This is a genomic window from Pseudomonas sp. HT11 (assembly GCF_044875395.1).
In the GTDB taxonomy this organism is placed as follows: domain Bacteria; phylum Pseudomonadota; class Gammaproteobacteria; order Pseudomonadales; family Pseudomonadaceae; genus Aquipseudomonas.
This window is the reverse complement of the sequence record NZ_CP173217.1, coordinates 2,937,529-2,949,519: the sequence shown is the minus strand read 5'-3', so window position 1 is coordinate 2,949,519 and position 11,991 is coordinate 2,937,529. Positions and strand designations below refer to the sequence as shown.

The 11,991-nt window shown below is 62.2% G+C and carries 8 protein-coding genes; all 8 read left to right on the top strand.

Translation table 11 applies throughout. The features are described 5' to 3' along the window. Position 1: 1 nt before the first annotated feature. The 8 genes from ABWL43_RS13605 (at position 2) to ABWL43_RS13570 (ending at position 11,853) form a co-directional block, all read left to right on the top strand. Positions 2-952: a fatty acid desaturase family protein gene (locus ABWL43_RS13605; RefSeq protein WP_404488138.1), complete on the top strand. Its 951-nt coding sequence runs from the start codon at positions 2-4 to the stop codon at positions 950-952. Positions 953-1,014: 62 nt separating this feature from the next. Next, positions 1,015-1,821: a DUF3050 domain-containing protein gene (locus tag ABWL43_RS13600; RefSeq protein WP_242196963.1), complete on the top strand. Its 807-nt coding sequence runs from the start codon at positions 1,015-1,017 to the stop codon at positions 1,819-1,821. Positions 1,822-1,848: 27 nt separating this feature from the next. Then, entirely contained in the window at positions 1,849-2,916 is a 1,068-nt protein-coding gene (locus ABWL43_RS13595; RefSeq protein ID WP_145160489.1) for an HlyD family secretion protein, read from the top strand. Further along, complete coding sequence (locus tag ABWL43_RS13590; protein ID WP_404488137.1) at positions 2,913-4,430, top strand: DHA2 family efflux MFS transporter permease subunit; 1,518 nt, start codon at positions 2,913-2,915, stop codon at positions 4,428-4,430. The genes ABWL43_RS13595 and ABWL43_RS13590 overlap by 4 nt, the downstream gene beginning before the upstream one ends. A 22-nt stretch (positions 4,431-4,452) precedes the next feature. Beyond that, on the top strand, positions 4,453-5,796 hold the full coding sequence (locus tag ABWL43_RS13585) for a TolC family outer membrane protein (RefSeq protein ID WP_404488136.1): 1,344 nt from the start codon (positions 4,453-4,455) through the stop codon (positions 5,794-5,796). A 208-nt stretch (positions 5,797-6,004) separates the two neighbouring features. Continuing rightward, a complete protein-coding gene (gene mexE / locus ABWL43_RS13580) occupies positions 6,005-7,246 on the top strand; it encodes a multidrug efflux RND transporter periplasmic adaptor subunit MexE (RefSeq protein WP_404488135.1) in 1,242 nt (413 codons plus the stop codon). A gap of 15 nt (positions 7,247-7,261) precedes the next feature. Then, positions 7,262-10,441, top strand: a complete 3,180-nt coding sequence (locus tag ABWL43_RS13575; protein WP_145160482.1) for an efflux RND transporter permease subunit — start codon at positions 7,262-7,264, stop codon at positions 10,439-10,441. Next, the gene (locus ABWL43_RS13570; protein WP_369302249.1) at positions 10,438-11,853 is read left to right on the top strand and encodes an efflux transporter outer membrane subunit; all 1,416 of its coding nucleotides are present in this window, start codon (positions 10,438-10,440) and stop codon (positions 11,851-11,853) included. Before ABWL43_RS13575 ends, ABWL43_RS13570 begins: the two co-directional genes overlap by 4 nt. Positions 11,854-11,991: the final 138 nt, after the last annotated feature.

Sequence of the window (11,991 nt, the reverse complement as noted above, 5' to 3'; positions counted from 1 at the left end):
AATGGCCAGACAACTGCACCCCAAGCCCCAGGTCCGTCTCGACCGCGCCTTGTTCAAGGCGCGCACGGGCGAGTCGCTGCTGATCATCGCTTACGCGGTGTGCCTGTACCTGCTGCCCCTTGCCCTGTTTGTGTGGGTGGCAAACACGGCGCCCACCGTGTGGGTGCTGCTGTGTTCGCCCTTGCTGGTCGTGGCCGGGTACGGATTGTTTCTGCAAGCGATCCTTGGGCATGAAGGCTTCCACTTCAACCTGAGCGGTAACCCGATGCACAGCTGCTACCTGGGCATTCTTACCAGTTCGCTGCTGCCGGGGTTCTGCGTGACCGGTTACTTCGTCGACCATTGGCAACATCATCGCTACAGCAACAGCGCAAAAGACCCGGACTACCGGCACTTTTCGCGCTATCGCACGCTGGCAAGCCGCATCGCGCTGTCGCGTTTGCTCGCAACCTCGAACTACCTGCACGCCACCCTGCGCTTGGCGTTCGGCCCACTGAGCAGCCCTTCGCCGCTGCCCTTGAGCGCGGCGCAGGTGCAACGGCTGGCGCGCTGCAACATCGCCTGCCAAGTGGGCTGGTTGTGCGTGTACGCCGTGGCGCTGTGGCAGATCGACGGGTTGCTGCTGGGGTTTTGCGCGAGCCTGGCGGTGGCGTTTCTGGTGTCGGCCTTCAATGCCTATCAGGAACATGCGTTCAGCGAAGGCGATGAAGCACCGCCTGCGCGCTCGCGCACCTCGCGGTTGTGCACCTGGCTGCACGCCGGCGCGAACTTTCACCTGGAGCATCACTTTTATCCCGCGGTGCCGTGCTGGCGACTGCCAAAAGTGCACCGCCAACTGCTGGACGCGGGCTGGTACACAGACCGGCAGTACTTGTTGGAAAAGCACTTCGTCGCGTCCTTCAAGTACGCCACCAGCCGCCACCCCTACCGTGGAGACACGGTAAACGACTGAACACTCACCCAAACATTCCGAATGGATTTTCCCGCCTGAAGACTCAGGCTGCAGGAGCATGTATGCCTTTTGATATCGACAGCCACATCGAAACCGAACGCGAGCAGTTATTCAGCCACCCGCTGTTCGCCACTATCCGCACGGTTGAAGACGTGCGCACGCTGATGGAATTCCACGTATTCGCCGTGTGGGATTTCATGACCTTGCTCAAGCGCATCCAGCGCGACCTCACCTGCGTCGAGTTGCCGTGGGTGCCGCCGGTGCACATCACCGCCGCGCGCTTGATCAATGAAATCGTGGTGGGCGAAGAAACCGACGAACACCCGGACGGCGGCTTTATCAGCCACCTGGACCTGTACCTCACGGCCATGGATGAAATCGGCGCCGACAGTTCGGTGTTCCGGCGTTTCCTCGCTGCCATCCAGGCCCAGGTGCCGCTGGCCAAGGCGCTCAGCGACCGCGACATTCCGCTGGCCGCCAAAGTGTTCATGTGCCAGACCCTCGATGTCGCGCAGCACGGCTCGACCGAAGCGGTGCTGGCGTACTTCTTCTTTGGCCGTGAAGACATCATCCCCGACATGTTCGGCCGCCTGCTGTCGCAATGGTCGGTGAGTGAAACCGAGGTGCCGATGCTCACGTATTACCTCAAGCGCCACATCGAAATGGACGGCGACGATCACGGCCCGGCGGCCAAGCGCATCATCGCCGAAATCGTCACCACGCCCGCGCAACACCAGCACATGATCGAAAGCGCCAAAACCGCGATCAACTCGCGCATCGACCTGTGGGATGGCGTGCATCACTTCCTCCAGGAAAAAGCGCAACGCGCAACGGACCGCCCTGTGCGTCAGGTTGAACACAGCGTCTGAGCCTCGCATGAACACAGGGAGTAGGACATGACCAAAGGCAAGCTTATAAAAATGACACTGTGCGTCGCCGTGGTGGGTGGGTTGCTGCTGCTCGGCTGGCAGCGCTGGCAGTATTCCAGCGCCTACGTGAGCACCGACAACGCGGAACTCGACGGCGTGATCATCCCGGTGCGGGCCAAGCTGTCGGGTGTGGTGATGAGCGTGCCGGTGATGGATAACGTCACCGTGCAAAGCGGTGACCTGCTGTTTCAGATACGCGACAGCGAATATCAATACCAGGTGCAGCAGCGCGAAGCACAGTGGCAAGCCTTGCTCGCCGCTGCCGGACGCAGCGGCAGCCCGGGTGCGCTGGACAGCCAGATTCTCGGCGCAGTCGCCATGCGCCAGGCCGCACAGGCGGCGCTGGCACAGTCCAGCGCCAACCTGGAGCAGGCGCGCAACGACTACCAGCGCGCCCGGCGCCTGGGCGCCCAGGGTGTGCTGAGCACTCAGGACCTGGAACTGGCCAAGGCGCGTTTCGACGCGTTGAGCCATGCCCAGGAAGCGGCCCGCAGCAATGCCCAGGCCGCCGCGCAAAGCACGCTGGCCAACAAGGCCGAACTCAAGGTGCAGGACTATCGGATCGCGGCGGCGCAAGCCGAACTCGAGCAAGCCCGCATCAAGTTGCATGACGCCCGCCAGACCGCGCCGGTGCGCAGTATTGTCTCGAAAAAGGAGGTGGAACCCGGCCAGTTCGTGGTCGCCGGCCAGAAGCTCTTGAGCTTGATTGCCACCGACCCGCTGTGGATTACCGCCAACTTCAAGGAAACCCAAGTCGGCCGCGTACGTGTCGGCCAACACGCCAAGGTCACGGTGGACGCGTTTCCCGGCCACGCCTTCGACGGCGTGGTCGAAAGCCTGGCACCGGCGACCGGGGCGAAGTTTTCCCTGCTGCCCCAGGAAAACGCCACGGGCAACTTCACCAAGGTGGTGCAGCGCGTCCAGGTGCGGATTGCGCTCAAAGACGTGCCGGATGACTACAAGGGCTTGTTGAGCCCCGGCATGAGCGCCTTTGTCGAAGTCGCCACGCCACACAACGCCAGCCAAACGCTATGAGGTCGCCGTACCTGATTGCGTTCACCGTGACGCTGGTGTCGATGATGGAGTTGCTGGACGTCACCATCGTCAACGTCGCGATTCCCAGCCTGATGGGCACCTATGGGGCGTCGGTCGATGAAATCTCGTGGGTCTCTACCGGCTACGTGGTGGCCAACGTGGTGATTCTGCCGGTCAGCGGCTGGTTGTCTGCCTGGTTCGGGCGGCGCCGGTATTACCTGGTCTCCACCGCCGTGTTTGTGCTGGCGTCGGTGGGCTGCGCGTTCTCCGCTGAGCTGTGGCAACTGGTGGCATTTCGCGTGCTGCAGGGGTTGGCGGGCGGCGGCTTGCTGGGGATTTCCCAGGCGATCATCTACGACGTGTTCCCCAAGGAAAAGGTCAGCAGCGGCATGGCGCTGTACGGCGTCGGCGTAATGATGGGGCCGACCCTTGGGCCGACGGTCGGTGGTTACCTGATCGACACCTTGTCATGGCACTGGATCTTCCTGATCAACGTGCCCATCGGCGCCGTGGCCCTGTTGCTGTGCTGGCTGTGTATCGGCGATTCGGCCAACGAGCAAAAACCCAGCAGTGTCGACTACAGCGGCTTCTGCCTGTTGGCGCTGGGGGTCGGCAGTTTGCAGATCCTGCTCGAGCGCGGCGAGCATTGGGACTGGCTGGAATCCAACTGGACGGTGGCCTGCCTGTTGCTCAGCAGCTTCAGCCTGGTGGGGTTTTTCTGGTGGGAACGGCGCGCGGTCAACCCGATCGTCAACGTCGCGCTGTTTCAGAACCGCGAGTTCCTGATGGGCTGCATCTGCGCATTTTGCGTGGGCTTCGGGCTGTACAGCACCTTGTTTATGGTGCCGCTGTTTCTGCAGACGTTGCTGGCGCAAAGCGCGTACCAGAGCGGGCTGGTGATTTTCCCGGGGGCGGTGGCCAGCGCCATCAGTACCTTGGTGATCGGCAAGCTGTCCCAGGAAAACAAGATCGACGAACGCGTGTTCGTGACCTTGGGCATCGTCATGTACTGCTACGCGATGTTCCTGCACACCCAGTTCACCCTCGACAGCAACCCGGACACGCTGTACTGGCCGCTGGTGATCCGCGGGCTGGGCCTGGGCATGATCTTCGTGCCGCTGACCAACCTGGCCATGCGCCGCCTGCCTTTGACGTTGATCTCCGGCGCCTCGGGCGTATTGAACCTGATGCGCCAACTGGGCGGCAGCGTCGGCATCGCCATCGCTGCAACGCTGCTCACGCGGTTTTCGTGGGAGCGCTATCGCCTGCTCTCCGAGCACGTGACCGAGTCCAGCCTGATCGCCAATGGCTGGGGCGGCGTGGAATCCAACCCGCTGTTCCTCTCGCTCAGCCTTGCCAGCCATCAACAAGCCCTGGCCCTGATGCCTTACCTGCAAGCGCGTGAACAAGCGCAAATGCTGGCCTTCAGCATGCTGTTCGGCACCTTGGGCGCCGTTATGGCCATCGGCATTCCCATGGTGCTGATGATGCGCAGAAGCACCCTCAGCCGATAATTTTTTTGTGGAGCACCTACCCTTGCGTATTCCAGGGCTGCATCTAAAACACCTCACCCTGCTCACCTGCCTGGGCGGGCTTGCCCTCGCCGGCTGCCCGGCCTCTGTGTCGGCAGAGGACTTGTACCAGCTGTATCAAAAAGCGCTGAGCCACGACATGAAGTTCGCCGCCGCGCAGGCCCAGCAACTGGCCACGGCGGAAAAAGAGCCGCAAAGCCGCGCCAACCTGCTGCCGGACCTGTCCGTCACGGGCGGCGCCGCCTGGGTCGATGCCGAGGACTCCAACGATTACCACCGCAACCGCAACAACACCAATGCCTACGCCGTGGTGCTCACTCAGCCGCTGTTGCGCTGGCAGAACGTGATCGCCCACGACCAAAGCAAACTGCTGATCAGCGCCAGCGAAGTGCAGACCGAACAGGCGCGTCAGGACCTGATGCTGCGCGTGGCCCGCGCCTATTTTGATGTGTTGCTCAACCAGGAGCTGTTGAACACCCGCACACAACAACTGCAAACCTTGCAGGAGAGCCAGGACCGCACACGGCGTTTACTGGCCGACGGCGCCGCTACCGCCAATGCGCTCGAACAGGTGCAGGCCAAGTACGACCAGGCCTTCGCCGAGCATATTGCCGCACGCGGCGCGCTGGACATCGCCACCGAAACGCTCACCCAGTTGACCGCCGCCCAGGCGCGGCCGTGGTCGGGCAAGGAGCCGCCATTCAGCGCCCCGGTGCCTGCGGCCATCGGCGAATGGGCAACTACCGCGCAACAAGGCAACCTCGCCGTGCAGCGCGCGCAGATCACCCAGCGCCTGGCCGAAATGGACATCGACAAGGAACAGGCCGGCCACTTGCCGACCCTTGACCTGATCGCCGCCCACGGCCGCTTTGCCTCGGTGGGCGGCGATGTGTACGACGTCACCCTGCCGGAAAACCGCTATAACCAGACCGTGGTCGGGGTCAAGTTGAGCGTGCCGCTTTACGGCGGTGGCCGCACCAGCAGCCGCGTGCGCGAAGCCCATGCGCTGCAAAGCAAGGCCTTGGATGAGGTCGAAGACGCGCGCCGCAACGCCGGGTTGATGGCGCGCCAGGCGTACCTGCAAGTCACCAGCGGCATGAGCCAATACCAGGCGCTCAAGCAGGCGCTCAAATCCAGCCAGGTTAACCTGGCGTCGGTCACCCACGGCTTTGAAGCCGGCTCACGCATCAACACCGACGTGCTGGATGCGCAGCAGAAAGTCACCGACACCCAGCAGCGTCTGGCTCAGCAGCGCTACAGCATCTTGCTGGCCCAATTGAACCTGCTGGCCTCCACCGGCAACCTGAGCGAGGTGCGTTTGCGCGAAGTCAGCCGTCTGCTGGACTGAAAAAACCGCGCGGGCGTTCCTTGCAGCCCGCGCAACAGTCTTTTGTCATCACTCCTATTGATAGCTTCCTAACGAAACCCGCATCCTAGAGGGCTAATCTCGCGCTTATATCATTCCGAATGATAGTTACCTTTGCTTCATTCGATTCGTGACATAGCACCTCGCCGCGCATGATCCGCCCATCTCAATACATTGGCGGATGCACTTCATGGAACAGTCACTCACACATTTGCGCTTCCCCTTGGCGATTTTGGCCGTGGTGGTGATGAGCGCATGCGGCAAGACCCCAGAACAAGCGGCCGCCATGCCTCCTGCGAAAGTCAGTGTGGCCAAGGTGCTCGAACAACCGGTCAACGAGTGGGACGAATTCACCGGTCGCCTGGAAGCCCCGGAAACCGTGCAGATTCGTCCGCGCGTGTCCGGCCAGATCGACCAGGTGGCCTTCACCGAAGGCGCCCTGGTGAAAAAGGGCGACTTGCTGTTCCAGATCGACCCGCGTCCGTTCCAGGCTGAAGTGCGCCGCCTTGAAGCCCAGCTTGCCCAAACCAAAGCCGCCGCCACCCGTAGCGATAACGAAGCGCAACGTGGCGACCGCCTGCGTCAGAGCAATGCGATCTCCGCCGAACTGGCCGACTCGCGCACCACCGCCGCCCAGGAAGCCCGCGCCGCAGTGGCCGGGATTCAGGCGCAGCTGGACCTGGCCAAGTTGAACCTGAGCTTTACCCGCGTGACCGCACCGATCAGCGGGCGCGTCAGCCGTGCCGAAATCACCGCCGGCAACCTGGTGACCGCCGACGTCACCGCGCTGACCAGCGTGGTCTCCACCGACAAGGTCTACGCCTACTTCGACGCCGATGAGCGCGTGTACCTCAAGTACACCCAGCTGGCGCGCGAAGGCCGCCGTGGCGCCACCACTCCGGTGTACCTGGGCCTGTCCAACGAAACCGGCAACCCGCACCTGGGCCAGATGAACTTCGTCGACAACCAGGTCAACCCGGCCACCGGCACCATCCGTGGTCGCGCCGTGTTCGATAACAGCAAGGGCGAATACACCCCGGGCCTGTATGCACGCTTGAAGCTGGTCGGCAGCGGCACTTACTCCGCCGTGCTGATCAACGACGAAGCCGTCGGCACTGACCTTGGCAAGAAATTCGTGCTGGTGATGGACGGCGACAAGCCGGCGTATCGCTCGGTGGAACTGGGGCCGAAGATCGAAGGCCTGCGCATCGTACGCAGCGGTTTGAACAAGGACGACACCATCGTCGTGAAGGGCCTGCAGCGCATTCGTCCGGGCTCGCCTGTGCAACCTGAAACGATCCCGATGGCCAGCAAGGAAACCCTCGCCGCCTTGGCACAACAACGACAAGCGCTTGAAGCCAGCAACCTGGAGCAAGTGGCGCCGGATAAAGCCGCGCCAAAAGTTGCCAGCGTCGCGACTCCACGCGGTTAAGGGATACAACTCAAGATGAATTTTTCCAAGTTCTTCATTTCGCGGCCGATCTTCGCAGCGGTGCTGTCGCTGTTGATCCTGATCGCCGGCGCGATCTCGCTGTTCCAGCTGCCGATCAGCGAATACCCGGAAGTGGTACCGCCGACCGTCGTGGTACGCGCCAACTTCCCGGGCGCCAACCCTAAAGTCATCGGTGAAACCGTGGCCGCGCCGCTGGAGCAAGCCATTACCGGCGTCGAGAACATGCTGTACATGTCCTCGCAGTCGACTGCCGACGGCAAACTGACCCTGACCATCACTTTCGCCTTGGGCACCGACCTGGACAACGCGCAGGTGCAGGTGCAGAACCGTGTGACACGCACTCAGCCAAAACTGCCTGAGGAAGTAACGCGCATCGGTATCACCGTAGACAAAGCGTCTCCCGACCTGACCATGGTGGTGCACATCACCTCCCCGGATCAGCGCTACAACATGCTCTACCTGTCCAACTACGCGATCCTGAATATCAAGGATGAGTTGGCGCGGCTGGGCGGCGTGGGTGACGTGCAGTTGTTCGGCATGGGCGACTACTCGCTGCGTGTATGGCTGGACCCGAACAAGACCGCCTCGCGCAACCTGACCGCCACCGATGTGGTCACGGCCATTCGCGAGCAGAACCGCCAGGTGGCGGCCGGTGCACTGGGCGCGCAACCTGCGCCCAATGACACCAGCTTCCAACTGTCGGTCAACACCCAGGGCCGCCTGGTCACTGAGGAAGAGTTCGAAAATATCGTGATTCGTGCCGGTGCCAACGGCGAAATCACGCGTTTGAAAGACATCGCGCGGGTTGAGCTGGGTTCCAGCCAATACGCCCTGCGCTCGTTGATCGACAACCAACCGGCCGTGGCGATCCCGATCTTCCAGCGCCCGGGCTCCAACGCCATCGACATCTCCAATGAAGTGCGCGCCAAGATGGCGGAGCTCAAGCAGAGCTTCCCGGAAGGCATGGATTACCGCATTGCCTACGACCCAACGGTCTTCGTGCGCGGCTCCATCGAAGCCGTGGTTCACACCCTGTTTGAAGCACTGATCCTCGTGGTGCTGGTGGTGATCCTGTTCCTGCAGACCTGGCGCGCGTCGATCATTCCGTTGGTGGCAGTGCCGGTTTCGTTGATCGGTACCTTTGCGGTGATGCACCTGTTTGGCTTCTCGCTCAATGCGCTGTCGCTGTTCGGACTGGTGTTGGCGATTGGTATCGTGGTGGACGACGCCATCGTGGTGGTGGAAAACGTCGAGCGGAACATCGAGCTTGGACTGGAACCGTTCCCGGCCACTGAAAAAGCCATGAGCGAAGTGACCGGCCCGATCATCGCCACCGCGTTGGTGCTGTGTGCGGTGTTTATCCCGGCGGCGTTTATCAGCGGCTTGACCGGGCAGTTCTACAAGCAGTTCGCCTTGACCATTGCGATTTCGACGGTGATCTCGGCGTTCAACTCGCTGACCTTGTCCCCGGCCCTGGCTGCCGTCTTGCTCAAGGGGCACAACGCACCCAAGGACCGTTTTTCCAAGGCGCTCGACAAGGTGTTCGGCGGCTGGTTGTTCCGTCCGTTCAACCGGTTCTTCGAGAAAGCCAGCCATGGTTACGTCGGCACCGTACGCCGGGTGATTCGCGGCAGCGGTATTGCACTGTTCCTGTACGCCGGGCTGATGGTGCTGACCTGGTTGGGTTTCGCCCATACTCCTACCGGTTTCGTACCGGCCCAGGACAAGCAGTACCTGGTGGCCTTCGCGCAATTGCCGGACGCCGCGAGCCTGGACCGCACCGAAGATGTGATCAAGCGCATGTCGGACATCGCCATGAAGCAGCCGGGCGTGGAAAGCGCCATCGCCTTCCCCGGCCTGTCGATCAACGGTTTTACCAACAGCCCGAACAACGGCATCGTGTTCGTGACCTTGAAGCCGTTCGATGAGCGTAAAGACCCGAGCCTGTCGGCCGGCGCGATTGCCGGTGCACTGAACGGCAAGTACAGCAGCATCGAAGAAGCCTACATGGCGATCTTCCCGCCGCCGCCGGTACAGGGCCTGGGCACGATTGGCGGGTTCCGCCTGCAGATCGAGGACCGTGGCAACCTGGGTTACGACGAGCTGTACAAAGAAGTGCAGAACGTCATCACCAAAAGCCGTGGCGTGCCTGAGCTGTTCGGCCTGTTCACCAGCTACACGGTCAACGTGCCGCAGGTCGATGCCGCCATCGACCGCGAAAAGGCCAAGACCCACGGCGTGGCCGTCAGCGACATCTTCGACACCCTGCAGATCTACCTGGGTTCGCTGTATGCCAACGACTTCAACCGCTTCGGGCGTACCTACCAGGTCAACGTGCAGGCTGAGCAACAGTTCCGCCAGGATGAAGACCAGATCGGCCAGCTGAAAGTGCGTAACAACAAGGGCGAGATGATCCCGCTGGCGACCTTTATCAAGGTCAGCGACACCTCGGGCCCGGACCGCGTGATGCACTACAACGGCTTTATCACCGCTGAAATCAACGGCAACGCCGCACCGGGCTACAGCTCCGGCCAGGCCCAGGCCGCGATTGAAAAACTGTTGAAAGAGGAACTGCCCAACGGCATGACCTACGAGTGGACTGACCTGACGTATCAGCAAATCCTCTCGGGCAACACCGCGCTGTTCGTGTTCCCGCTCTGCGTACTGCTGGCGTTCCTGGTACTGGCCGCCCAATACGAAAGCTGGAGCCTGCCACTGGCGGTGATCCTGATCGTACCGATGACGCTGCTGTCGGCCATTACCGGGGTAATCATCTCGGGCGGCGACAACAACATCTTCACCCAGATCGGCTTGATCGTACTGGTGGGCCTGGCGTGTAAGAACGCGATTCTGATCGTCGAGTTTGCCAAGGATAAACAGGCCGAGGGGCTCGACCCACTGGCTGCGGTACTCGAAGCCTGCCGTCTGCGTCTGCGGCCGATCCTGATGACCTCGTTCGCGTTCATCATGGGCGTGGTGCCCCTGGTGTTGTCCAGCGGTGCCGGTGCCGAGATGCGCCATGCAATGGGCGTGGCGGTGTTCTCCGGGATGATCGGCGTGACCTTCTTCGGTCTGTTGCTGACGCCAGTGTTCTACGTACTGATCCGTCGCTATGTGGAGCGCCAGGACGCGCGCAAAGCGGCCAAGGCCTTGAAGCTGGAGACACAGCAATGAGTGTAAAAGTCTTTCTTCCGAGCTTGCTGGTGCTGGCGCTGAGCGCCTGTGCCGTGGGCCCGGACTACAAAACCGAGAAGCTGGAGGCGGCCAACATCACGGCCGCCGCCGACACCAAAAGCTATGACCACGCCAAGTACGAAGGCATCTGGTGGCAGCAGTTCGACGACCCGACCCTCGACCAACTGGTAACCCAGTCGTTGAGCGGTAACCGCGACTTGCGCGTAGCCTTTGCCCGTCTGCGCGCGGCGCGTGCGATTCGCGATGACGCGGCCAACGACATCATGCCGGTGGTCACCAGCCGTGCCAGCAGCGACGTGGGCAAAGGCCAGATCCCGGGCCAGACCACCAAGCGCGTCAACAGCGAGCGCTACGACCTGGGCCTGGACATGGCCTGGGAAGTGGACTTGTTCGGCCGCATCCGCCGCAACCTGGAAGCCAGCGACGCTGACCAACAAGTTGCTGAAGCCGACCTGTACCAACTGCAAGTCACCATGATTGCCGAACTGGTGGACGCCTACGGTCAACTGCGCGGTGCGCAATTGCGTGAACGCATCGCCCTGGACAACCTGAAGAACCAGCAGGAATCGCGCACCATTACCGTCAGCCTGCGCGATGCCGGCGTCGGTGATCAGCTCGATGTGGAACGTGCCGACGCACGCCTGGCGGCCGTTGAAGCCAGCGTGCCGCAACTGCAGGCCGAGCAAGTGCGCGAGCGCAACCGCATCGCCACCCTCCTCGGCCAGCGCCCCGACAAGCTGACTGTGGACCTGAGCCCCAAAGACCTGCCGGCGATTGCCAAGGCGCTGCCCATCGGCGACCCGGGGCAACTGCTGCAGCGCCGCCCGGACATCCTCAGTGCCGAACGCAAACTGGCGGCCGCCACCGCGCGTATCGGCGTGGCCAAGGCCGACCTGTTCCCACGGGTCAGCCTCAGCGGCTTCCTCGGCTTCACGGCCGGGCGCGGTTCGCAGATCGGGTCGGCCGCGGCGAATGCCTGGTCACTTGGCCCAAGCATCACCTGGGCGGCGTTTGACCTGGGCAGCGTGCGAGCGCGGTTGCGCGGCGCGAACGCCGAGGCCGATGGCGCCCTGGCAACCTATGAGCAACAAGTGCTGCTGGCGTTGGAAGAATCGGAAAATGCTTTCAGTGATTACGGCAAACGCCAGCAGCGCCTGGTCTCGCTGATCCGTCAGAGTGAATCAAGTCGCGCGGCGGCCGACCTTGCGGCGATCCGCTACCGCGAAGGCACGGTGGATTTCCTGGTGCTGCTTGACGCGCAACGTGAGCGTCTGGCCGCTGAAGACTCCCAGGCCCAGGCCGAAGTGGACTTGTATCGCGGGATTGTCGCGATCTACAAGGCCCTCGGTGGCGGCTGGCAGCCGGACACGGTAGTCGCCAGCAGCAAGTGATGTAAAGCGCTCCTTTGGTTGGTCGCATCCAGCCAATTTTTAGCCCCACGCCCCCTTCGGTCGTGGGGCTTTTTTTGACTACTCCGCTGCTAAAAGCGTTATCGCATAGGCTACATAGGACATGCCAACGACAACACA